The sequence below is a fragment of the Krasilnikoviella flava genome (assembly GCF_900167525.1).
Lineage (GTDB): Bacteria > Actinomycetota > Actinomycetes > Actinomycetales > Cellulomonadaceae > Isoptericola > Isoptericola flavus.
This window is the reverse complement of the sequence record NZ_FUZQ01000002.1, coordinates 228,949-251,757: the sequence shown is the minus strand read 5'-3', so window position 1 is coordinate 251,757 and position 22,809 is coordinate 228,949. Positions and strand designations below refer to the sequence as shown.

Annotated in this window: 19 protein-coding genes and 3 tRNA genes; 4 read left to right on the top strand and 18 right to left on the bottom strand. The window is 74.2% G+C overall.

What is annotated here, in order from left to right:
• Positions 1 to 22 precede the first annotated feature (22 nt).
• On the top strand, positions 23 to 1,159 hold the full coding sequence (locus B5Y66_RS05725) for a LacI family DNA-binding transcriptional regulator (RefSeq protein ID WP_079572347.1): 1,137 nt from the start codon (positions 23 to 25) through the stop codon (positions 1,157 to 1,159).
• A gap of 6 nt (positions 1,160 to 1,165) precedes the next feature.
• Here B5Y66_RS05725 and B5Y66_RS05720 read toward each other — a convergent pair whose 3' ends face one another.
• Genes B5Y66_RS05720 through B5Y66_RS05700 form a run of 5 tightly spaced genes read right to left on the bottom strand, consistent with a single transcriptional unit; the run spans position 1,166 to position 9,690 of the window.
• Positions 1,166 to 1,912, bottom strand: coding sequence for a GNAT family N-acetyltransferase (locus B5Y66_RS05720; protein WP_079572345.1), 747 nt, complete (start codon positions 1,910 to 1,912; stop codon positions 1,166 to 1,168).
• Positions 1,909 to 4,149 carry a penicillin acylase family protein gene (locus tag B5Y66_RS05715; protein WP_079572343.1) on the bottom strand — a complete coding sequence of 747 codons (2,241 nt, stop codon included), beginning with the start codon at positions 4,147 to 4,149 and terminating at the stop codon, positions 1,909 to 1,911. The genes B5Y66_RS05720 and B5Y66_RS05715 overlap by 4 nt, the downstream gene beginning before the upstream one ends.
• A complete protein-coding gene (locus B5Y66_RS05710; protein WP_079572342.1) occupies positions 4,146 to 6,734 on the bottom strand; it encodes a GNAT family N-acetyltransferase in 2,589 nt (862 codons plus the stop codon). The genes B5Y66_RS05715 and B5Y66_RS05710 overlap by 4 nt, the downstream gene beginning before the upstream one ends.
• Positions 6,731 to 8,137 (bottom strand): lysine N(6)-hydroxylase/L-ornithine N(5)-oxygenase family protein, encoded by a 1,407-nt coding sequence (locus B5Y66_RS05705; protein WP_079572341.1) that lies wholly within the window; start codon positions 8,135 to 8,137, stop codon positions 6,731 to 6,733. The genes B5Y66_RS05710 and B5Y66_RS05705 overlap by 4 nt, the downstream gene beginning before the upstream one ends.
• Positions 8,134 to 9,690, bottom strand: a complete 1,557-nt coding sequence (locus tag B5Y66_RS05700; protein ID WP_079572340.1) for a pyridoxal phosphate-dependent decarboxylase family protein — start codon at positions 9,688 to 9,690, stop codon at positions 8,134 to 8,136. The genes B5Y66_RS05705 and B5Y66_RS05700 overlap by 4 nt, the downstream gene beginning before the upstream one ends.
• Before the next feature lie 202 nt (positions 9,691 to 9,892).
• On the opposite strand from B5Y66_RS05700, the gene B5Y66_RS05695 reads away from it, so the two are divergent.
• Both B5Y66_RS05695 and B5Y66_RS05690 read left to right on the top strand, forming a co-directional pair.
• Positions 9,893 to 11,953, top strand: a complete 2,061-nt coding sequence (locus tag B5Y66_RS05695; protein WP_217700733.1) for a HelD family protein — start codon at positions 9,893 to 9,895, stop codon at positions 11,951 to 11,953.
• A gap of 167 nt (positions 11,954 to 12,120) precedes the next feature.
• A complete protein-coding gene (locus B5Y66_RS05690) occupies positions 12,121 to 13,440 on the top strand; it encodes a C39 family peptidase (protein ID WP_139820751.1) in 1,320 nt (439 codons plus the stop codon).
• Between the two features lie 71 nt (positions 13,441 to 13,511).
• Here B5Y66_RS05690 and B5Y66_RS05685 read toward each other — a convergent pair whose 3' ends face one another.
• The 7 genes from B5Y66_RS05685 to B5Y66_RS05655 form a co-directional block, all read right to left on the bottom strand.
• Positions 13,512 to 15,725, bottom strand: coding sequence for an N-acetylmuramoyl-L-alanine amidase (locus tag B5Y66_RS05685; protein ID WP_079572332.1), 2,214 nt, complete (start codon positions 15,723 to 15,725; stop codon positions 13,512 to 13,514).
• 116 nt (positions 15,726 to 15,841) lie between these two features.
• Positions 15,842 to 16,267 (bottom strand): MaoC family dehydratase, encoded by a 426-nt coding sequence (locus tag B5Y66_RS05680; protein ID WP_079572330.1) that lies wholly within the window; start codon positions 16,265 to 16,267, stop codon positions 15,842 to 15,844.
• Entirely contained in the window at positions 16,267 to 16,725 is a 459-nt protein-coding gene (locus B5Y66_RS05675) for an FAS1-like dehydratase domain-containing protein (protein WP_079572329.1), read from the bottom strand. The genes B5Y66_RS05680 and B5Y66_RS05675 overlap by 1 nt, the downstream gene beginning before the upstream one ends.
• A 26-nt stretch (positions 16,726 to 16,751) precedes the next feature.
• A complete protein-coding gene (rpmG, locus tag B5Y66_RS05670; protein WP_079572326.1) occupies positions 16,752 to 16,922 on the bottom strand; it encodes a 50S ribosomal protein L33 in 171 nt (56 codons plus the stop codon).
• 90 nt (positions 16,923 to 17,012) lie between these two features.
• Positions 17,013 to 17,086, bottom strand: a tRNA-Met gene (locus B5Y66_RS05665).
• 65 nt (positions 17,087 to 17,151) lie between these two features.
• Positions 17,152 to 17,224, bottom strand: a tRNA-Thr gene (locus tag B5Y66_RS05660).
• A gap of 142 nt (positions 17,225 to 17,366) precedes the next feature.
• Positions 17,367 to 17,448: transfer RNA gene (locus B5Y66_RS05655), tRNA-Tyr, on the bottom strand.
• Positions 17,449 to 17,587: 139 nt separating this feature from the next.
• Here B5Y66_RS05655 and rarD point away from each other — a divergent pair.
• Entirely contained in the window at positions 17,588 to 18,520 is a 933-nt protein-coding gene (gene rarD, locus B5Y66_RS05650) for an EamA family transporter RarD (protein WP_079572324.1), read from the top strand.
• Positions 18,521 to 18,591: 71 nt separating this feature from the next.
• On the opposite strand, the gene B5Y66_RS05645 is transcribed toward rarD, so the two are convergent.
• The 6 genes from B5Y66_RS05645 to B5Y66_RS05620 form a co-directional block, all read right to left on the bottom strand.
• Positions 18,592 to 19,239 (bottom strand): hypothetical protein, encoded by a 648-nt coding sequence (locus tag B5Y66_RS05645; RefSeq protein ID WP_079572322.1) that lies wholly within the window; start codon positions 19,237 to 19,239, stop codon positions 18,592 to 18,594.
• Between the two features lie 21 nt (positions 19,240 to 19,260).
• On the bottom strand, positions 19,261 to 20,043 hold the full coding sequence (locus B5Y66_RS05640; RefSeq protein WP_079572320.1) for a hypothetical protein: 783 nt from the start codon (positions 20,041 to 20,043) through the stop codon (positions 19,261 to 19,263).
• Positions 20,040 to 20,516 carry an LpqN/LpqT family lipoprotein gene (locus B5Y66_RS05635; RefSeq protein ID WP_079572318.1) on the bottom strand — a complete coding sequence of 159 codons (477 nt, stop codon included), beginning with the start codon at positions 20,514 to 20,516 and terminating at the stop codon, positions 20,040 to 20,042. Before B5Y66_RS05635 ends, B5Y66_RS05640 begins: the two co-directional genes overlap by 4 nt.
• Before the next feature lie 32 nt (positions 20,517 to 20,548).
• Positions 20,549 to 21,763, bottom strand: coding sequence for a WXG100 family type VII secretion target (locus tag B5Y66_RS05630; RefSeq protein WP_139820750.1), 1,215 nt, complete (start codon positions 21,761 to 21,763; stop codon positions 20,549 to 20,551).
• Between the two features lie 137 nt (positions 21,764 to 21,900).
• Positions 21,901 to 22,185 (bottom strand): WXG100 family type VII secretion target, encoded by a 285-nt coding sequence (locus tag B5Y66_RS05625; RefSeq protein WP_079572312.1) that lies wholly within the window; start codon positions 22,183 to 22,185, stop codon positions 21,901 to 21,903.
• A 241-nt stretch (positions 22,186 to 22,426) separates the two neighbouring features.
• Positions 22,427 to 22,711 carry a WXG100 family type VII secretion target gene (locus tag B5Y66_RS05620; RefSeq protein ID WP_079572312.1) on the bottom strand — a complete coding sequence of 95 codons (285 nt, stop codon included), beginning with the start codon at positions 22,709 to 22,711 and terminating at the stop codon, positions 22,427 to 22,429.
• Positions 22,712 to 22,809: the final 98 nt, after the last annotated feature.

Genomic DNA, 22,809 nt, shown 5'->3' with positions numbered 1-22,809 from the left:
CGACACCGCCGGAAGGAGCTCCATGGGCCGCAGCCACGGCACCCGACCGACCCTCGCGCGGGTGGCCGACCTCGCGGGCGTCTCGGTCTCCACCGCGTCGTTGGCGTTCTCCGGCGCAGGCCCCATCACCGCCGAGACCCGCGACAAGGTGCTCGCGGCCGCGGCGGAGCTGGGCTACTCCGGTCCCAACCCGCTGGGCCGGCAGCTCCGGTCGGGCCGCTCCGGGATCGTGGGGGTGGTGCTCGGCGACCAGCCCGGCCGCGCGTTCCGCGACCCGGTCGCCGTCAAGGTGCTGGACGGGCTCGTCGACGTGCTCGGCGCCGAGGGCCTGGGCGTGCTGCTCATCCCCGGCGTGCGCACGGCCGCCGCGCCGCACGCCGCCGGGGAGCCGGCGCCGCTGCCCGTGGTGGACCCGCTGCTGGAGTCCGCCGCCGTGGACGTCGCCGTGCTCGTGTGGGGCGTGCTCACCGACGACGTGACGCTCGCGGCCCTGCAGCGCCGCGACGTGCCCGTCGTCGTCGGCGAGGGCGGCCGGGTCGACGGCGCGCCGCTGGTCGCGCTCGACGACCGGGCGGGCACCGCGCAGGCGGTGCGCCACCTCCAGGACCTGGGGCACACCCGGATCGCGGAGATCACGCTGCCCCTCGACGCCGACGAACGGTCCGGCCCGATCGACGCGGCGCGCCTCGCGCAGGCCGACCGCACGTCGACGCGGCACCGTCTCGAGGGCGTCCGCGACGAGGTGGAGCCGGTGATCTCCTGGGAGACGCCCGCCTCGCTGGTGGAGCACGGGCGCGACGCCGCCACCGAGATCCTCGGTGCGTGGGTGCCGGAGACGGAGCGGCCGACGGCGATCGTCGCCCACTCCGACCTGCTCGCCGCGGGCGCCGTCATCGCGGCCCGCGAGCTGGGGCTGCGCGTGCCCGACGACGTGTCGGTCGCCGGGTTCGACGGGATCGACCTGCCGTGGCTCTCCCCCGACGTGCTCACGAGCGTGCACCAGCCGCTGCAGGCGAAGGGCGCGGCGCTCGGCCGCGCCGTGCTCGGCGTGCTGGCCGGCGAGGAGCCCACCTGCACGACGCTGCCCGTCGAACTCGTGCCCGGCACCACCACCGGGCTCGTGCCCGCCGACGTCCGCCCGGCCGACCCGCAGGACTGACCGCCCTCAGCCCGCCGCGAGGGTCGCCACGGACCCGGCCACCAACGCCTCCGCGCGCTCGCGCGGGCAGAACGCCAGCACGGCCTCCTTGGGGCCCTGCGGGGACTCGAAGCGCACCGTGCCGGCGGGCTCGAAGCCGAACGCCGCCATGCGGGTGATCGCCGGGCGGTTGCGGGCGTCGGGCTCCGCCACGAGGCGCCGCACCCCAGGCGCCGCCAGGGCGAACGCGAGCACGGCGGGGCCGATCACCGCCCAGGTCTGGACGCCGTACCGGGCGGCGGGCCCGTCGCCGCCCTTGAAGAAGTGCATGCCCAGGTCACCGGGCCGCACGTCGTAGGCGGTCGAGACCGGGTCGTCCTCCGGATGGTAGAGCTGCACCAGGACGACGGGCTCGCCGTCCCAGCGCACCAGGTAGGCGTGGTGCGTCGGCAGGGAGTCGACGAACGCGTACGTGGCGCTCAGGTCGTCGCGGCTCAGGTCCGCGAGGCCCCAGAACCCTGCGTGCGGGCGGTTGACCCACTCGTGCAGCACGTCGAGGTCGCCCACCGGGTCCAGCACGTGCGCCGTGACGGCGCCCGCGCCGGGGACGTCGGCGCGCCACACCTCCGCGCCGCGCGCGCCGGGCAGGAGCCGGTCCGTCGCCGGCGGAGGCCCGGTCGGGTCGCCGTGGCCGTTCGGGCTCGGCTGGGCGCTCGGGCTCGGCTGGGCGCTCGGGTTCGGCTGGTCGGTCGGGTTCGGCTGGTCGGTCGTCATCGGTCCTCCGGGTGTCGTCGGGTCGGCAGGGGCTCGGGGCGCAGCCGCGCCCACTCGGTCTCGATCGCGGTGGTGCGGGCCTCGGCCCACGCGGGGTGCTGGTCGGCGAAGTACGGCGAGCGCGGGTCCCCGGAGGCACCGAACGGCACGCCCCACCGGCTGCGGCGCCGGTCGCCGAGGTCCCACACCCAGCGCGCCACCGACCCGCGCGAGGCCGCGTGGGTCACGCCGGGGACGCCCCCCGTGCAGCGCACGGCGTCGCCCGCCCCGCCGAGCGGCACCACCGGGACGACGGGTGCCGTCGCGCCCGGGACCAGGTCGAGCGCGTGCAGCGGGGCGAGGCGGTGCAGGTCGCCCCATGTCTCGCCTGCGTCGTCGGCGGGGTTGTGGGCCGGGTCGTCGGAGAGGTTGTCGAGGTCCGCGAGCGCCTCCCCGGCCAGCCGCCCTCCGTCGACGACGCCCGACGCCAGGATCGCCGCGAGCGCGTCGCCCACGCGCGCGACGACGTCGAGCCACGGCGCGAAGACCGCGGGCAGCCCGTGCTCGTCGTGCAAGGGCGCGAGCGCCGGGTCGGCCGCGACGAGCCGCACCAGCGCGTGCCGCCAGCGGGCGAACAGCGCGGCGTCGGCGTCGTCGGCGTCCGTGCGCGCGCCCGCCGCCACCCAGGCGCGCAGCCGAGCGGCGCGCTCCGTGGTCTCGACGGGCTCGACCGACGGAAGCCTGGCCTCGACCGACGGGCGCGCCAGCCCGAGCCAGGCGACCAGCTCGACGGCGCCGCCGTCGCGGGTGTCGGCGAGCAGCCGGTCCTGGGCCGCGGCGGTCTCCCCGCCCGGCGGCGGGTCGGCGAGCAGGGCGCGCACGCGGGCGCCGCGGTGCGGGGCGTAGGCGTGGCCGAGGTCGTGCTCCGGCCGGGCCGGGCGGTCGTTGGCGTCCACCGCGACGTCGGCCACGACGGCGGGCCCGGGCAGCACCCGCCAGACCGGCGCCGCCGGCGTCGGCCCGGGTGTCGCGGGCACGACCCGGCCCGACGGCGCGACGTCCGGCACCCGCCCCGCCGTGAGGCTCAGCACCTCGCCGGTCGAGTCGGCGACGAGCACCCGGTTCACGGGGTCGACCCAGCCGGCGAACGCGGCGGCGACGTCGCGCGCCGTGCTCGCGCGCTGGAGCGCCCGCCAGGCGGCGACGCCGGCGTCGGCCGTGACCCGCACCGGCCAGCGCAGGCTGTGCCGGTCGGTGACCAGCGGGCCGCGGGGCGTCTCGGCCCACCTCACGGCGACGGGGTCGCCGCCCCGCACGGGCACCACCTCCGCCCCCTCCACGACCACCCGCGACCGGGCCTCCACGGCGTCGGCTCCCTCCGCCCAGAGCTCGGCGTGGTGGGCCATCGCGTTCGTGACGCCCCAGGCCACGGAGGGCGGCGGCACCGACGCGGCCTCGACCGGCACCTCACGCCCCGACGACACAGCGTGGCCGTAGTGGAGCACCCCGGGGACGCCGGGGAACGCGAGCCCGACGACGTCGTGACCGGGGCGCGCGAGCCGGACCTGCTGGTACACGCCCGGCAGCTCGAGGAGGCGGTGCGGGTCCCCGGCCAGCAGCGGCGCGCCCGAGGCCGTCCGCGACCCGTGCAGCGCCCACGCGTTGGACCCCGACGACGGGCCCCCTGCCCCGCGCTCTCCCCACCAGCCGAGCGCCTCGTCGCCTAGCGCGGGGCCCAGGGTGCGGGCCACGTGCTCGCGCCACAGCAGGTGCGGGAAGCCGCTGAACAGCACGTGGTGCACCAGGAACGTGCCGACCGGCGTCCACGGCCGCCACGGCTCGTCGTCGGGCAGCGGGGCACCGCCCAGGGCGCGCGCCAGCTCGGCGCGCTCGGGCGTGTCCCGACCGCCGGCGTCCAGGCCCGCCTGCACCCCGTGGGCGTACGCGTCGAGCCACGCGCGCTCGGGCTCGGCGAGCGCGTCCCAGACCCGGCGCGCGGTGTCGGCGAGCCGCACCCGCACGGCGAACCGGTCCCACTCGAGACCGGCCGCCCCGAGCCGCGCGGCGAGCCGGCCTTCGCCGTACCAGCGGTCCACCTCGAGCTGCCAGCCCCGGTCCAGCGCCGTGACGTACCCCTGGCCGTACGCGAGGTCGGTCTCCGACCCGGCGCGCACGTGCGGTACGCCCAGGTCGTCGCGGAAGAGCTGGAACCGCGACGCGGGCGCCCCGGGGCCCGGACCGCCCGAGGGGTCGCTCACGGCGCCCTCGTGTCGGCCACCGGGTTCGCCATCGTGCCCGCGTACAGGAGGGAGGCGGACTGGTCGGTCAGGTCGACCATCTGCAGCGTGTTGCGCAGCTGCAGCCGGTTGAGGCAGGAGTGCGCGAAGCGGGGCACCCGCAGATCGACGCGGCGCGCGAGGTCCGGGTGCTCGGCGCCGTGCCGGTCCACGACGTCCGCCACGACCGCCCAGAACCGGTCCTCGGCGAGCACGCCGTCCACGGCGAGGATGCCGGCGAGGTGGCGCAGCACGCCGTCGAACACGTCGGTGAGGATGGCGAGCGCCTTCTCGTCGGCGTCGACCACCCCTCGCACCCGCTCCACCCCGGGCGGCAGGTCCCGGGTGCCGAGGACGGCGATCTCCTCGCCGATGTCCTTCATGAACACCCGCTGCACCACGCCGTCGCGCAGCACGAGCACGAGGTTCTCGCCGTGCGGCATGAACGCCAGGTCGTGGGCGCGCAGGCAGTGCACCAGCGGGTACAGGTACGCGTCGAGGTAGGCACGCAACCACTCCTCGGGCATGACGCCGGACGCGCGCACGAGCGCCGTCGCGAGCGACCGCCCGGAGGCGTCGCGGTGCAGCAGGCTCGCCATCGTGACCAGCCGCTCCCCCGGCGCGGTGCGCGGCACCGGCGACTCGCGCCAGAGCGCCGCGAGCATCTTGCGGTGCGCGCTCGGGCGGGCGGTCCGGTGGTAGACGTCGCCGGTGTACCCGACCGCCGCGCGCTCGCGCAGCACCTGGAACCCGGCGGCGCGCAGCGTGGCGTCGCCCTCGACGACGGCCGCCACCCAGTCGTTGATCGCCGGCGTGGCACGCATGTACGCCGGGGAGAGCCCGCGCAGGAAGCCCATGTTCTGGATCGCGAGCGCCACCTTGACGTAGTGCCGCTCCGGCCGCGTGCGGTTGAACATCGTGCGGATGGACTGCTGCGGCTGGTACGCGTCGGCCCCCTGGCCGAGCGGCACGAGGTCGCCGCGCGCGACGTCCGCGGCGAACGTGATCGGCACGCGGTGCTGCCACTGCCACGGGTGCACCGGCAGGTACAGGTAGTCGGCCGGGTCGAGGCCGCGCCCGGCCAGGCGGTCGGCGAACGCCGCCCGCTCGGCGCCGGACAGCTCGTCGCCGTACAGCCCCTCCTCCGTGAGCCCGTCGCCGAGGGCGAGGTGCGCGTGCTCGCGCCGCGCGGCCAGCCAGACCAGGCGCATCCGCTCGCCCCGCTCGGGGGCGTACGCGCGGTAGTCGTCGAGCGAGAACCCGATCCGCCCGTTGTTCGCCAGAAACCCCGGGTGCCCCTCGGTCATCGCGGCCTCGGCGGCCTGGAACGCGTCGGCGCGACGGCGGTCGTCGCCGGCCGGCCCGTCGTCCGCGTCGTCCGCCGTGGCCGTGGGCACCAGCCCCGCGAGCAGGCCCGGGACCTGGGGCGACGCCCCGTTCAGCTCCCGCTCCTGCTTGGCGCACGCCGCGGCGAGCGTCGAGGACAGCTCCTCGAGGTAGGTCGCCACGAGGTCGTCGGGGATCCGCAGCGACGGCTGCAGCTCGGCGACCAGCTCCAGCGCGTCCACGGGCAGCTCGACGTCGTGGCCGCCCGCCGACGCGGTGCGCGTGATCGACGCCGGGTCCACCACCCAGTGCTCGAGGGCGAACGTGCGCGCCGCGAACCGGTACGTCACGCCGTCGATCGCCAGCACGTACCGCCCCGTACCGCTGGGAGCACGATCGGTGTCCACCCCCGGCCCGGGGCCGCCGTCCGGCTCGCGGCGCTCGGGGACCGGGTCCGGCTCGGGGCGGAAGAGTCGCTCGTGCGCGAGCTCCGCGAGCGCCTTGGCGGCCAGGTGCCGGTGGGCGTGCTCCGCCAGGTCCGGGCGCAGGTGCGGGGCGAGGTCGCCTGCGGCGGCGTCCCCGACGCCGGCGAGGACACCGAGCGGCGAGGCCGCGAAGTCCCCGCGCGTGCACACGCTGAGCGCCGCCCGCTTCGTGCGGCCGCCGTCGTTCACCTCGACGTCGCGCAGCACACGGAACCCGGCGGCCGCGTTCTTCACGGCGACGGCGCGATGGGTGACGTCGGGCTCGACGACGACGCGCGCCGCCCCGCGCCCGTCCGGTGCCAGGCAGAAGCGCACGACGGCGGCCATCACCGCGTCCGTGAGGCCGGGCCTGCGGTCGGCGGGGTCGTCGGGCGGCGGTGCGACGAGCAGATGCATGCCGACGTCGCCGGGCAGGGCGTCGTGGATCCCGGCGAGCAGCACGCGACCCGGGTCGTAGGTCTCGGCGTAGAACGCCGGGCGACCGTCGACGCGGCCGAGCCAGCCGTCCTGGTCGGCGTCGGCGGCGACGTCGGTGAGGTAGTCGCGCACCTCGGCGGCGCTCAGGTGGCCCATGTGCCAGAACACGGACGCCGGGTGGGCCAGCCAGGCATGCACGACGGCGGCGTCGCGCGCCGGGTCGACCGGCTGGAGCGACACCGCGCCCGGGGCGACGCGGGCGGGGCGGGCCGTCGCTGTCGTCGTGGTCGTCGTGGTCGTCGCTGTCGTCGTGGTCGTCGCTGTCGTCGTGGTCGTCATCGCGCCAACTCCTCGGCACGCGGGGCGCCGGTCGCCGCCGCGCCGGGCTCGCCGCCGCGCGCACCGGGCAGGCCGAACGTCTGGAACGCGGTCCGCCGCTCGATCGGATAGGGCTCCCGGCCGGTGACCTGCGCGAGGATCACGGAGTTCCGCCATGCGGCGAAGCCGAGGTCGGGGGCCGTGACGCCGTGCGTGTGCGCCTCCGTGCCCCCCACGTGCAGGCGGCCGCCCGCGCCGGCGGTGTAGTCGCGGGCCACGTCCACGCGGCCCAGCTCGTCCAGGTCCACCAGGCCGGGCGCCACGAACCCCGGGACGCCCGAGCCGTACCCGGTGGCCGCGACCACGGCGCGCGTGCGGTGCTCCGCCGTCGTCCCGAGCTGGCCGTGGCGCAGGGTGAGCACGTACTCCCCCGCCCCGCCCGCGCCGTCGGGGTCGTGCCGCGCCGCGACGACCTCGGTGTCCGACAGGAGCGTGGTCGGCACCTCGCGCCCGAGGGCGGACTTGCGGTAGAGCGTGTCGTAGATGTCGTCGACCAGGTCGCCGCTGATCCCCTTGTACAGCGCACGCTGCTCGCGCCCGAGGATGTCGCGCAGCTCGGCGGGCAACGAACGGTGGTGGTCGGTGTACTCGGGCGAGGTCATCTCGAGGGTGAGCTTCGTGTACTCCATCGGGAAGAAGCGCGGCGAGCGCGTCACCCAGTCCACGCGGTGGGCGTCGGGAGAGGCGTCCTCGAGCAGGTCGCGATACACCTCGGCCGCCGACTGCCCCGACCCGACGACGGTCACCGACCCGGACGCGACCAGCGCGCCGCGGTGCGGCAGGTAGTCGGCGCTGTGCACGACGGGACCGGCTCCGGGGCTCCCTGCCGCCTGCGCCGCGAGGGCGGCGAGCGGGCCGGGGAGCCGCGGCGTCGTGCCGACACCGAGGACGACGTGACGGGCACGGTAGGTCTCCAGCGTCCCGTCCGCGAGGCGGGCGGTCACCACCAGGTCGCCCGAGGCGGCGTCGCGGTCCACCCGCACGACGTCCCGCCCCCAGCGCAGGGTCGAGAGGCGGTCCGCCGCCCACCGGCAGTACTGGTCGTACTCGGCCCGCAGCGGGTAGAAGGACTCCCGGACGTAGAACGGGTACAGCCGCTCCGTCGCCTTGAGGAACGCCAGGAACGAGTACGGCGACGTCGGGTCGGCCATCGTCACCAGGTCGGCCAGGAAGGGCACCTGGATCGTGGCGCCCTCGAGCATCATCCCGGGGTGCCAGCTGAACCCGTCGCGCCGGTCGAGGAAGACGGCATCGACGTCGTCCAACGGGTCGGCGAGGGCGGCGAGGCCCAGGTTGAACGGGCCGATGCCGACGCCGAGGACGTCGTACGTGCAGTCGGCGGCAGGGTCGGTGGTGCGGGTCATCGGGCGACCTCCGAGAGCGGGGTGCGGGCGGGGAGCCGGGGATGCGTGCCGCGGCACGGGGGCGCGTCGTCGGCGAGCAGCTCCTCGCCGGCGAGCAGCCCGTGCGCCGTGGCGCGGACCAGGTCGAGCACCGCCCGCACGTCGTCGAGCGTGGTGTCGGGGTTGAGCAGGGTGAGCTTGAGGCACGGGCGGCCGTCGATCACCGTCTTCGCGACGAGCGCGCGGCCGGAGTCGAAGAGCACGCGCCGCACGCGCGGCACCAGCGCGTCCGCCTGCGCGTCGTCCACCCCGTCGGGCTGGTAGCGGAACAGCACCGTGGAGAGGTCGGTGGTGGCCAGGAGGCGCAGCTCGGGGTCGCTGGTGAGGTCGGCGTGCACGGCGGCCGCGAGGTCGCAGACGGCGTCCACCATCCCGCCGATCCCGTCGGCGCCCACGGCGCGCAGCGTCGCCCAGAGCTTGAGCGCGTCGAACCGGCGCGTGGTCTGCAGCGACTTGTCGACGAGGTTGAGGTCGGGGTTGGGCTCCCCCGCCTCCTCGGCGGGGTTGAGGTAGTCCGCGCGCCACGTCGCGCGGGCGAGGTCCGCCGGCTCGCGGACCATGAGCGCGCTGGACGACACCGGCTGGAAGAACGTCTTGTGGAAGTCCACCGTGACGCTGCGGGCCCGCTCGATGCCGTCGAGCAGGTGACGGCGACGCGGTGAGACCAGCAGCCCGCCGCCGTACGCGGCGTCGACGTGCAGCCAGGTGCCGACGGCGTCGCACAGGTCCGCGACGGGCGCAACCGGATCGATGCAGCCGCGGTCGGTGGTCCCCGCGGTGACGACGACCGCCATGACGACGTCGCCCGCGCGCTCGACGTCGACCAGGGCCCGGGCCAGCGCGCCGGGGTCGAGACGCCCCGCGGCGTCGGTGGCGACCGGGACGACGGCGTCGTCGTCCAGGCCCAGCAGCAGCGCCGAGCGCGCCACGCTGAAGTGGCCTGCGGTCGTGGCCAGCACGCGCAGGCGACCGAGGCGTTCGCGGCGGTCCGCCCCGCCGAGCCGGCCGCCGTCGGGCGCGGTGAGCGCGGCCTCGCGCGCCAGGTGCAGCGCCTGCAGGTTGGACTGCGTGCCGCCCGAGGTGAACACGCCGTCCCCGGCCGCGAAGCCGATGCGTCGCGCCGTCCACTCGACCAGGCGCTGCTCCATCAGCGTCGCGACCGTCGACTGGTCGTAGGTGTCCACGGACGTGTTGACCGCGGCGAGCATGGCCTCCGCCCCGACAGCCGGGACCACGACCGGGCAGTTGAGGTGCGCGGCGTAGGCGGGGTGGTGGAACCACACGGCGTGCGAGGCGTAGAGGTCGGCGGTCTCGGCCAGCGCGTCGGGCGTCCCGACCGGCGGCCCGTCGAGGTCGACGGCATCGACGAGCGCCTGCAGCTCGCGGCGGCTCGCGCCGCAGAACGGTTGCCGGGCGGTCGCGACGCGGGCGGCCACGTCGTCCACCACGGCGTGCAGCGCGCCGGCGTAGTCGGCCGCGGTCGCGGCTCCCAGCAGGTCGGAGGGCTTCGTCACGGGACTCCTTGAGGGATCGAACTGAGGTCAGCCTGGCCTAACTTAGGGTTGCCTGGCTCGGATGCCAACCGGGACGACGCAGATCACATCCGCTCCCCGCCCCGGCGACGAGGGCGCGATCCACCGTCGCTGGGGACGTTGCCCCCACCACCCCGACCGGGTAATGTCCTGCGGCTCCCACCCGCCGCCCTGGAGGTCAGCCGTGCCTGCCGTGTCCCCCGCCGAGATCGACCGGGAACGGGCGCACCTGGAACGGGCGCGCGAGGAGCTCGCCCGGATGCGCGAGCGCACGGCGGGGCTGACCGTCCATGCCGGCGACCGGATCAGCGCCGAGGCACTGGAGCGCACGCTGGCCCGGCGCCTGGCGCAGCTCGCGGACGACCCCCACGTGCCGCTCTTCTTCGGCCGGCTGGACCACGACGAGCCGTCCGGTGGCAAGGTCTTCCACGTCGGGCGGCGGCACGTGTCCGACACCGCCGGCGACCCGCTGGTCGTGGACTGGCGCGCACCGGTGAGCGCGGCGTTCTACCGCGCCACCCGGGACGACCCGATGGGAGTGACGGCCCGGCGCCGGTACGGCTTCGCGCGGGGCGTCCTCACCGGGTTCGAGGACGAGGCGCTCTCCGGCGCGGCCGTGACCGAGGCCGAGCACTCGGAGATCCTCGAGCAGGAGATCGAGCGCCCGCGCACCGGGCCGATGCGCGACATCGTGGCGACGATCCAGCCCGAGCAGGACGTCATCGTCCGCAGCGGCCTCGATCGCACGGTCGTCGTGCAGGGGGCGCCCGGCACGGGGAAGACGGCCGTGGGCCTGCACCGCGCCGCCTACCTGCTGTACGCGCACCGTGAGCAGGTCACGCGGCGCGGCATGATCGTCGTCGGGCCGAACTCGAGCTTCCTGCGCTACATCCGGGACGTGCTGCCCGCCCTCGGCGAGGTCGACGCCCGGCAGACGACGGTCGAGGAGATGGTCGCCGCGCACGGCCGCCTGCGCGGCGCGGAGCCGGCCGAGGCCGCCCGGCTCAAGGGCGACGCCCGGATGGCGCAGGTGCTGCGCCGTGCCGTCTGGTCACACCTGGGCGAGCCCGGGGAAGCGCTCGTCCTGCCGCGCGGTTCCCGTCGCTGGCGGGTGCCGACGCACGAGGCCCGCGACGCCGTCGCGCACGTGGTGGGCCGCGACCTGCGCTACGACGCCGGACGGGAGCAGCTCCGGTACGCGCTGGCGCACCGGATCCTGCAACAGATCGAGGCAAGCGGCGACGCGCTCGACGACCGTGCGTGGGACGTCCTGGCGCGCACCAGGGCGGTCAAGGACTACGCCGCGACGCTCTGGCCGATTCTCGCGCCCGCCCGGCTGCTCCACCGCCTGCTGGCCGACGCGGAGTTCCTCGCGGAGATGTCCGACGGCATCCTCACTCCGGCCGAGCGCCAGACCCTCGCCTGGGCCGTGGCGCCGCGGAGCGCGGGGGCGGCCCGGTGGACGCTCGCCGACCTCGTGCTCCTCGACGAGCTCGCCGACCTGCTGGAGCGCGCGCCCTCGGTGGCACACGTCGTCGTCGACGAGGCCCAGGACCTGTCGCCCATGATGCTGCGCGCCCTCGGTCGCCGGGCCCGCACGGGCTCGCTCACCGTCCTCGGCGACCTCGCCCAGGCGACCACACCGTGGGCCGTGCGCTCCTGGGCGGACGCGCTCCACCAGCTCGGCAAGCCCGACGGGCACGTCGAGCAGCTCACCGCAGGCTTCCGTGTGCCCGGGGACGTCATCGAGTACGCGGCGCGCCTCCTGCCGACGATCGCGCCCGAGCTCGCGCCTCCCGTGGCCGTACGGCGGGCGCGCGGCGAGCTCCTGCTCACCACGGCGCCGACAGAGGAGCTGGTGCGGGCCGCGCTCGCACGCGACGGCTCGGTGGGGCTGATCGTGCCCGACGCCGGCGTGGACGTCGCCCGACGCCGGCTCCTGGCCGCCGGGCTGGAGTTCGCCGTCGTCGGCGAGGAGGACGTGAGGGCGTACGACCAGACCGGCGCCGCCGACGCCGCCGACGACCAGGCCACCGAGTTCGACGCACGACTCGACCTGGTCCCGGCCTCCCTGGCCAAGGGCCTGGAGTTCGACCACGTCGTCCTCGACGATCCGGCGGGGATCGTGGCCGGGGAGACCGAGCGCGAGCCCGGGCTGCGCCGCCTGTACGTCTGCCTGACCCGGGCGGTGACATCGCTCGCGGTGCGGCACGACGACGACGTGCCGCCCGAGCTCGCCGCCTGAGCGTGACCCCGGGCCCGGGGCGGCCGCGGCGACGACCCCATGGCTGTGCGCAAGGCCGTGACACGCGCCACAGTTTCTGGGAAAGTCTTTGCCAACGGGCGGTGGGGACCGTCCCACGCCCCCGTCCCTGGGGAGGGACCGTGACAGGCATGGTGCGGAGGAGCTGGATGAGAGCGACGACGGCGGCACTGGCAGCGGGGGCGGTGATCGCCCCGACGGCGGGCGCGGCCGGCGCCGACACCGCGGACGACACGGCGCCGTCGGGCAACAAGATCACCACCACCCACTGGCAGGGCGTCAGCGACCTGCGTCAGGGCGAGTGGGAGAACCTGCGCCCGGGGCCCGGTGGCACGCTCGTCGTGCGGGACGCCGGGGGGCCGGCCACCGACTACACCGACCCGTTCGGCGACGGCACCCCCGTCGCGTACGAGACGGGCACCTGGACGTCCCCTGTCGTCGAGACCGGGTACGCGGTCGACGAGTCCGTGACCTCGTGGAACGCCACCACCCCGACCGGCACCTGGGTCGAGGTCGAGTTCCGCGGCCGCAAGGCGGACGGGGCCTGGACCACCTGGTACGTCATGGGGCGGTGGGCCTCCGGCTCCGACTTCGCCCCGGCGGACGGGTCGGTGGGCGACATCCACCGCACGTCCGTCGACGACCAGGCCGACGCCGATGCGAGGATCTGGACCGACACCTTCTCGGCGCGCACCGGCCACGAGCCCGAGGCCTTCCAGACCCGGGTCACGCTGCACCGTCCCGCCGGATCGAGGGCGACCCCACGGCTCGCGGGCGTGACGACGATGACCAACGAGTACCTGCCCGACTCCGCGTACACCGACACCAGCGACTTCACGCTCGGGCGGCAGGTCGAGCTTGATGTCCCGGGCTACTCGCAGCTGATCCACATCGGCGAGTACCCCGAGTTCGGGGGCGGCGGCCAGGTGTGGTGCTCTCCGACGTCGACCACGATGATCCAGGACTCCTACGGCAAGAAGTACCAGGTGCCCGCCGCGCGGCTCGAGGGCATCGTCGCCCCGAACGGCGACCCGCAGGTGGCGCACGCCGCCATCAACGCGTGGGACTACACGTACGAGGGCGCGGGCAACTGGCCTTTCAACACGGCGTACGCGCACGAGTTCGGGCTCGAGTCGTTCGTCACGCGGCTGCGGTCCCTCGCCGAGGCGGAGCGGTTCGTCGCCGCCGGCGTCCCGCTGGTCGTGTCGATCAACTTCGCGAACGAGGAGATGCCCGAGGCCGGCTACGGCACCGACGGCCACCTGGTGACGATCGTCGGCTTCACGGCCGAGGGCGACCCGATCATCAACGACCCCAACAAGGCCACCGACGCCGACGTGCGCAGCGTCTACACGCGGGAGAACTTCGAGCGCGTCTGGATCACGTCCACCGACGGCCTCGCGTACGTCATCCACCCGCACCAGGTGAAGCTGCCCCGCAACGCCCCGGGGGCCACCCCCAACTGGTGAGGGTCGACGCCGGTCGAGCCTGTCGAAACCGAGGAAGGGTTTCGACAGGCTCGACCAGCGGAAGTGCGGGCTCAGTGCGGACGCACCGGGCCGACGGTGTCGGACGTGAAGGTCGCCGACGTGTAGCCGTGAGCTGAGACGGTGACCTCGACCGAGATCTCCGCACCGCGGTCACGGCCGGTGAGGTGGTACCGCGACCCGTCCGCGCCGCGCACGGGATCGCCGTCGCGCAGCCACTGCACGTCGACCTCGGTGTCGTCCGAGCCGGGCAGGTACTCCCCCACGTCGACCCTCAGCACCTTGCCGATCTGCGCCCGGCCCACGATGCCCGGCCCCTCGACGTCCGTGACCACCGGGTCGTGCAGCGTCACGTCCGCGGCGCGGGTGAACACCTGCCGGTGCGCGTACCAGAGCTGGTAGTACGCGTCCTCCCCGCGCACGTCCGTCCGGTCGTCGGGGATCGAGCCGTCGAACGACTTCGCGTTGTAGTAGTCGGTCGTCACCGTGTCGTCGGAGACCACGTACGTCTGGCCGGCCCCGATCGTGTACTCGATCGGCGTGACCGCCTGCGGCGTGATGCCCGGGTAGGGCGCGTAGGCCGCGCCCTCCGGGTACGCCCGGCCGTAGACGGCCGCCGCCGCGTCGCCGCTCACGGTCACCGTCTGCCCCGTGCTCGGCACGACCACGGGACGGTCCGCCGGGTTGTGGATCCAGACCAGCGACCCGGCCCACCACACGCCCAGCCACTGGTCCTGCACCTGCGCGACGACGAGCTTGTGGCCCGACGTGACGCGCGCGCTGATGTCGCTGGCGTAGGTCGTGCCGTCCGCGCCGCCCGGCTTCCAGCCCGGGTCACGCGCGTACGGCGCGTCGAGCGACGGCCCCTGGTGGGCGACGACGAAGTTCGTCCCTGCACCCTTGACGCAGTCCCCCGATCCGGGCGACGCCTGCGCGCAGCCCGTGACCGGGTTCGCGTTGTCGGTATAGCCCGCGACCACCTCGACGACGTCGCCGGGTGCCACGTCCGACGTCGGGCTCAGCCCGTCCCCGATCGGCGCGCCCAGCAGCTCGAAGTAGTGCTCCCAGTCCCAGTAGGGCCCCGGGTCCCAGTGCACGTTCTTCGTGGAGCCGGGCAGGATGCCGGGGATCTGGTCGTGGCCGATGACGTGCGCCCGGTCGAGCGGGATGTCGTACTCGCCGGCGAGATGGCGCACCAGCTCCGCCGACGACTGGTACATCGCCTCGGTGAACCAGCCCGACGTCCCGGCCCAGCCCTCGTGCTCGAGGCCGATCGAGTGCATGTTCATGTACCAGTTGCCCGCGTGCCAGCCGACGTCGCCGGGCTCGAGATGGTTGGCCACGTGCCCGTCGGACGAGCGCAGCGTGTAGTTCCACGCCAGGTACGTGGGGTCGGTGACGAGGCGCACGCTCGGCTCGTACGCCGTCTCCGTGTCGTGGATGACGATGTAGTCGATGGACGGGCCGCCCTCACCCGTGCGGTCGGCCTGGTCGTGGTTGCCGTAGTCGCCGGTGTCGTCCGGGAGCCCGGGGCTCGCCTTCTCGTAGGGGGCCGGCAGCCACTCGCACCCCAGGTCCGGCGGGCAGTCGGCGGCGGGGTCGCTCGTCGCCGCGGACGCGCTCTCGGGCAGGACGGCGTCCGCCCGGGCCGCGAGGGTGACACGACCGCCGTCGTCGGTCGTCCGCGCCCCGCCCTGGCGCAGCGTGCTGAACACCCGGTCGGCGAACGTCGGGGCGTCGCTCATCCGCGCGACGGCGGCGTCCCACGACGCGAGGCCCCCGTCGGCGCCCCGGCCCGCGTCCTCCTGGTAGGAGGCGAGGAGCGCCGCGGCGCCGCAGGTGTTCGCGCCGGCGTCGGACTTCAGGTCCGCGACCGACAGCCCCGTCAGGGCGGCGGCGCGGTCGAGCTCGCTCACGGGAGCGCGGGGCGTGGCGTCCTTGCCGGCTCCGTCGGGCGCCTCCGGGGCGTGGTCGAGCAGGTTGAACAGGCCGTAGCCGCCGTCGGCGCTGGGCGTGCCGGCGTGCTGGTCCCACCGGGACTCCATGTAGGAAACGGCCTTGAGCAGGTCGGCGGGGACCCCGGTGGCGTCGCTCGCGGCGGCGAAGACGGACTCCCGGTCCGGCGCCGCGACGACGGCGTCGCAGGTCACGCCGGATGTGGGGGCGGTGGACGGCCCGGCCCCCGCGGCGACCGCGGGGATCGTGACCAGGGGAACGAGGAGGCCGGCGGCTGCCAGGCCGATGGTGCGTCGTCGTACGGATCTCACGGGGAGTGCTCCTCTCGAGGACGGAGTGCGCGCGGGGCGCACCTCGTCATCGAACCGTGAAATCCCGTTTCATGGGAAGTGAAAGGCGTAAAAAATCTCGTCGCGCCGGGGAGGCGTCAGGAGAGGCGGACGGTCGCCTGCGAGCGGCCGAGCACCTTGCCACCCTCATGGGTCACCGTGAGGTCGACGCGCACCGTCCCGGCGTCCGCGTCGATCGCGCCGACGGCCGCGGAGACCTCGACGACGGCGGTGCCGTCGCGCGGCACCGGGACCGGCTTCGTGAAGCGGGTCTGGTAGGCGACGACGGCGCCCGGGTCTCCCGCCCAGTCGGCCACGACGCCGACCACGGAGCCCATCGTGAGCATGCCGTGGGCGATGACGTCGGGAAGCCCGACCCCGGTGGCGAAGGACTCGTCCCAGTGGATCGGGTTGAAGTCCCCGCTGGCCCCGGCGTAGCGCACGAGGCGGGCGCGGTCGAGCTCGACCGCGCCGGTGGCGACGACGGCGCCGACGCTGAGGTCCGCGAGCACGGGCCGGGCCATCAGGAGTCCTCCCCGCGGATCACGAGGCTGGACGAGACGGTGGAGACCGGCTCGCGCGTGCCGTCGTCGGCCTGCGCGGAGATCTCGCAGCGCGTCGTCACCATCGCGATGCCCGCGCGCTGGGTCACGGAGTCGACGTGGAGCACCGTGACCAGCTCGTCGCCCGCGACGATCGGCCGGTGGTGGACGAACTTCTCGTCCGCGTGCACCACCCGGGAGAAGTCGATCCCGGCCTCCGGATCCTGGACGTACTGCGCCTCGGCGCGCTGTGCGACCACGACGGCGAACGTCGGGGGCGCGACCAGGTCCGGATAGCCGAGACCCCGCGCCGCCACGAGATCGTGGTGCGCGGGGTGGGCGGCACCGACCGCGGCGGCGAACTCACGGAGCTTCTCGCGCCCCACGGAGTAGGGGGCGGTGGCCGCGTACTCGCGGCCCGCGAAGTCGGGGTTCGCCACGTCGGTGCGGTGATCCGTCGACTGGGTCAGCGAGTCTCGCGGTGCGACGTGTGCTTGCCGCAGCGCGGGCAGAACTTCGCCAGCTCGAGACGGTCGGGGTCGTTACGACGGTTCTTCTTCGTGATGTAGTTCCGCTCCTTGCAGTCCACGCAGGCCAGCGTGATCTTCGGGCGGACGTCCGCGCTCTTGGCAGCCATGGTGTGTCACCTCTCGCGCCCCCGGAAGGCGCCACGTGAATCAAGGAACAGGCCGGTCCGACGCCGGCCGTCGAACCGTGATGGTGTCGGTAGCGAGGGCGGGGCTCGAACCCGCGACCTCACGATTATGAGTCGTGCGCTCTGACCAGCTGAGCTACCCCGCCGCGCGTGAAGGAGCGCAGGACCAACGATCCTCGTACAAGGACGATGGTCCCGCGTCACATCACAGAGCCCCGAAAGGGAATCGAACCCTTGACCTTCTCCTTACCATGGAGACGCTCTGCCGACTGAGCTATCGGGGCAGCGGAGAAGACTCTACACGGCTCTCGGCACCTGGTGAAATCCGCGGAACGCCCGCTCGATCACACCGTGCACCGGGACCGCGAGGTCCCCTCCAGACGTCGGACGAGGCGTCACCCGAGGGTGGCGCCCCGTCCGTCGCGGTGGCAGGTGAGGGATTCGAACCCCCGAAGGCTGAGCCGTCTGATTTACAGTCAGATCCCTTTGGCCGCTCGGGCAACCTGCCGTGCGGGCTCGCGGACGAGCTCGCGGGTAGAACCATAGCGCCCCGGACGGCCTGGGCGGAAATCGTCCCGCGGTGGCCCCCGTCACCCCGCGCTCGTGCCGCGCCCTCGGCGCGTCACCGGCCCGGCTACGGTGTGGCGGTGACGTCCCCCTCCTCCCCCGACCGCTGGGGACTGCCCCTCGGCCTCTCGGCCTTCGTGCTGTGGGGCGCGATGCCCCTGTTCTTCCCTCTGCTCGAGCCCGCCGGGCCCGTCGAGATCATCGCCCACCGGGTGGTGTGGAGCCTGGTCTTCTGCCTGGTGCTCCTGCTCGTCACGCGCACGTTCGGGTCGTTCGTGGCCGTCCTGCGCAACGGTCGCGCCATGGGCGTGCTGGCCGTCGCCTCCGTGCTGATCATCGTGAACTGGACCACGTACGTGTACGCGGTGCTCTCCGGCCACGTGCTGGACGCCGCACTCGGCTATTTCATCAACCCGCTGCTCACGGTGCTGCTCGGGGTGCTCGTGCTGCGCGAGCGCCTGCGGGTCGCCCAGTGGGTGGCGCTGGGGTTCGGCGCCGCGGCCGTCGTGGTGATCTCCACCGGGGTGGGCGGCCTGCCCTGGATCGCCCTCGTCCTCGCGGGCGCGTTCGGGCTCTACTCCCTCGTGAAGAACCGGGTGGGCCGCGACGTCGGGGCGCTGCCCGGGCTCGCCGCCGAGACGGCGGTCGCCACGCCCTTCGCGCTGGCGTACCTCCTGTTCCTCGGCGCCACAGGTGCCGGCACGTTCACGACCGAGGGGTCGGGGCACGCGCTCCTGCTCGCCGCGTGCGGAGTCATCACCGGGCTGCCGCTGCTGCTCTTCTCCGCCGCGGCACGCCGGCTGCCCCTGTCCGTGGTGGGGATGCTGCAGTACCTCACGCCCGTGCTGCAGTTCCTGCTCGGGCTGCTCGTGTTCGGCGAGCACATGCCGCCCACCCGCTGGGCCGGGTTCGCGCTCGTCTGGGTGGCGCTGGTGATCCTCAGCGTGGACGGCACCCGGCACGCGCGCGCCACCCGCCTCGCCGCCCGACCGGGGCGGTCACGAGGCCGGTGACGGCGCCGGAACGACGACGGGGGTGGCACGACCTGGTCGGTCGTGCCACCCCCGTCGTCGGACGGAGCCGGTCAGCTCGCCTTGCCCTCCCAGTCACCGTTGAGGTTCAGCGACTGGTCGAACTGCTGCACGAAGTCCTCGGTCATGACGTCGGACGTGCCGGACAGCTGCACGAGCGACGGGATGCCGTTGCCGTCGACGAGGCCCCACACGACGGCGGTGTACGTCTCGCCGCCGCTGGAGTACGTGTAGGACGTGTTGGCGCGCTCGGCCTCGCCGCGCAGCGTCGTCACGGGCGCGTAGTTCTCGTCGGTCACGCCCTTGCCCTCGACCTGGCTGACGAACCAGTCGACGGACTCCTGGGCAGTCATCTCGGAGCCGCCCGGCATGAAGCCCACGCGCCCGGCGACCCCGCCGGACTCGTTCGACTTCTGGTGCACGTACGACCAGCCGTCCGCGTCACCGACCGTCTCCCAGTCGGCCGGGACGCGCGCTGCGACGTGCTCGGCGTGGATGGTGGTGAGCTCGGCCGGCGCGGCGGACTCCTCCTGCGCCGGCTCGGACGCCTCCGGAGCCTCCTCGGCCGACTGGCTCGCCTCGGCGTCGTCCCCCACGGGCTCGAGGTCACCGGCCGAGAACGAGCACGCGGCGAGCGCCGGCGCGACGATCAGGGCCGTGAGCGCGAGCCGGGCACGACGGCGGGTGGTGGTCTGCTTCATGAGTGTCCTTCGGTGGTATGACTACTTCTCGAACAGGCGGGCGCCGGCCCAGTCGAACCGTGGGCGCCAGCCGTGGTTGCGCAGCACGGTGAAGACGGGCTCCTTCGCGTCGCCGGGCTGGATCGACGCCACACCCTCCCACGACGTGCGCGGGCCGGTCGATCCGGCCACGGTCACCTGACCGTCGGCACCCTCGACGACCGTCATCTTCCGCTGGAACGCGGTCTTGCCGCGGTGCCAGCTCCAGCTCGCGCGGGCCCCCGCGCCGCCCGGGCCGACGAAGGCCCGCGCGTCCGCCGTCCCCGAGTACTCGGTGAAGCGGTACTTCGAGGTGGCGGGGTCCAGGTCGACCTCCATGCGCCACGCGTACGCGACCTTCCCCTTGACGAAGAGGGTCTGCCAGCGCATCTCCTCGACCTTCCAGCGCACCTCGACCTGCGCCCCGCCGGCGGTCGGCGTGGCCGTGACGAGGTAGGGCAGCCCGTCGTCGTTCATGCCGACGAGGTCGGCGACCACGCGGTCGACCGCCGAGGCCGCCCCCGGCGCCATGACCGGCGCCGCGGGCACGACGGCCCGCTGCCGGTCCTTCCCGGCCCGCAGCGTCCGCGCGAGGGTCCAGCCGCCACGGGCCAGGGCGAGCAGCCACGCGACGACGATGAGCCCGATCCCGAGCGCCACCCGGTCGTCGACGATCAGCAGCGCGCCGCCGACCATCAGCACGACGCAGGCGACGAAGACCACCTTGCGGCTGACGACGGCGAGCTGCTTGGTCCGCTCGGCGTTCGGGTCGTACGCGTCCGTCATCGGCCGGCCAGGGTCACGCTGTCCTGGATGGCCCGCACGACGGCCCAGACCTCGGTGGCCTGGGGGCCGGCGCAGGTGCCGGTGACCTCGACGACGTCACGGACGCCGTCGTGCTCGATGACCGCGAGGCGCAGCGCCTGCGCGATCGTCCCGGTCTGCTCCGTGGCCCAGGCGCCCTCGATGCGGACTGCCGTGAAGCCCGACATCGTCGTCTCCGTGCGGCCGACCTCCTCGTAGCCGGGAGTCGCCTCGAACCGCTCGACCGCCTGCTTGACGACGTTCTCGAACGTCTGCTCGGGCGCGAGCCGCTGCATCACGACGACCACGTTGGGCCGGAACTCCCCCTCGGGCCGCTCCTGCACGATCGCGAGCTGCGCCGCAGGGACCTGGTGCGGGACCCAGCCCTCGGGGCAGTCCATCGTGACCTCGGGGAACCCCGGGAAGGTCCCGCTCGGGTAGGTGACTGTGCTCATGTCCTCATCCAATCAGTCGCTGCCATCCCAGGTCACCACCAGCCGCCGGTGACCCCGTCCCAGACGTCGCCGCCGACATCGGTGATCGCGTCGACGGTGTCGGCCGGCGACCACTCGAGGGAGACGTCGAAGCCGGCGCCGATACCGAGCGCAGCACCCAGCTCGAGGTCCACACCCACGCTGTCGAACCCGAGGTTCACGTCCGCGTTGGCCGTGATGCCGACCCCGGCGTACACGGTGCCCTCGGCCCCGGCGGTCACGCCGGCGACGGTACCGGAGGCGGCGGCGGACGCCTCGCCCCCCGCGAAGGCGTCGAAGCCAGCGCTCACGCCCACGCCGTCGGGCCCGATCGACGCACCGCCGGTCACCTCGGCGCGACCGCCGACGAACGCCTCGGCGGAGCCTTCCGCAGAGACGTGGTCGCCGTACCCGACCTGACCGCTCGCGCTCGCGCCCGCCCCGGCGTTGACGCCGGCGGAGCCCTCCGCGACCAGCCCGTTCTCGGAGACGCTGACCTCGCCCGCCGCGTCGTAGCCGGCGCCGGCGGACGCCCCGGCCTCGCCGGAGCCGTGGAAGCCGTCCTCGTCGCCGAACTTGCCGTCGACCCCGGCCTCGGCGCCGACGAAGCCGCCGGTCTCGCCCTCGACGAGCGTGTGGTTGATGTCGCCCTTCTCGGCGGGGCGGTTGACGGCGCTCTCGCCCTCGGCGGACGGCGTGTAGTTGCCGTTCTCGTCGTAGGTGCCGCTGGACTCGTACCGGGACTGCGGGCCCCGGTGGTCGTTGTACCCGTCGGTCCAGGTGTGGTTCGGGTCGTTCGGGTCGGTCGGCTCGGCGGTCGGGTCGGAGCCGACGTTCGGGAGCGGGTTCTCCCCGCCCTCCTCCTCGGATCCGTCGACCCCGCCGCCGCCTCCACCGCCACCGCCACCGCCGGCCGTGCCGGTGCCGGTCGTGGTCACGCCGGCGAAACCGGTGTAGTCGTTCGACGTCGTGTCCTGCTCGTCCGCGTTGTCGCGCACCTTCGTCGCGACGTCGCTCAGCAGGTTCGCCGTGTCGCGCAGCCGCGTCACGTGCGTGTCGCCCCACTCCGAGCGGAATCCCTCCGCGTCGGGGCCGTCCCACCCCTCCGGGCCGGGCATGGCCGTCTCGACGGCCGTGATGGCGGCCTCCAGCGTGGTGCCGCCCTCCGCGATCTTGTCCGCGAGCAGGCGCAGCGCCTCGATATCGGCGCCGTACATCCCTTCGCCCACAGCTCCTCCTCAACACCCCACCGGACGTCCGTCCGGGATCCGCACCACTCGACCCGACCCAGCGTTCGAGAGGTGCGGCACCGCTGCCGTGGTGCCGCACCTCTCTTTCGTCCCCGCGACGGGGACCCTGCTCGAACTCAGTACGAGTTCGAGGTGTCCTCCTGCGACGACGCGTTGTTGTCCGCCGTCGTGGCGTACCCGTCCAGCGCCGAGGCGATCTCGTTCAGCTTCGACGAGTGCGTCCCGTCCCACTCCTCCTGGAACTGCACGGCGTCCGGGCCGTTCCACTCCGTCTGACCCATCTGCGACGTGATCGTGGAGACCGCCGTGCGCACCTGCTCCGCCTGCTCCCGCAGGACGTTCGCCAGGCTCCGGACTGCCTCGACGTCAAGACCGAAGACGTTGCCACCCTCTGCGACCATGTGATGCTCCTTCATTCATGGCTGCCCCCTACGGACAAGCCTTCTTCGCTTCGACGCCCTGAGCCAACCAGAGCCCGGGGCATCCGGGAATGGGGAGCGCTACCCATCCGGTTCGATACATCCGTCCAGGGAACGCTCAGCGAACGACATCGGGCGCCCGCGGGACGGACCGCGAGGGGTGCGGCACCACGCGTGGCCTCGCACCCCTCGCCGGTCTCCGCAGCGGGGACCCTGCTCGAACTCAGTACGAGTTCGAGGTGTCCTCCTGCGACGACGCGTTGTTGTCCGCCGTCGTGGCGTACCCGTCCAGCGCCGAGGCGATCTCGTTCAGCTTCGACGAGTGCGTCCCGTCCCACTCCTCCTGGAACTGCACGGCGTCCGGGCCGTTCCACTCCGTCTGACCCATCTGCGACGTGATCGTGGAGACCGCCGTGCGCACCTGCTCCGCCTGCTCCCGCAGGACGTTCGCCAGGCTCCGGACTGCCTCGACGTCAAGACCGAAGACGTTGCCACCCTCTGCGACCATGTGATGCTCCTTCGCTCATGGCTGCCCCGACGGGCAACCTCTCCTCACGTTTCGACGCCGCTCACTCAACCAGAGCCCGCGACGTCCGGGAATGGGGA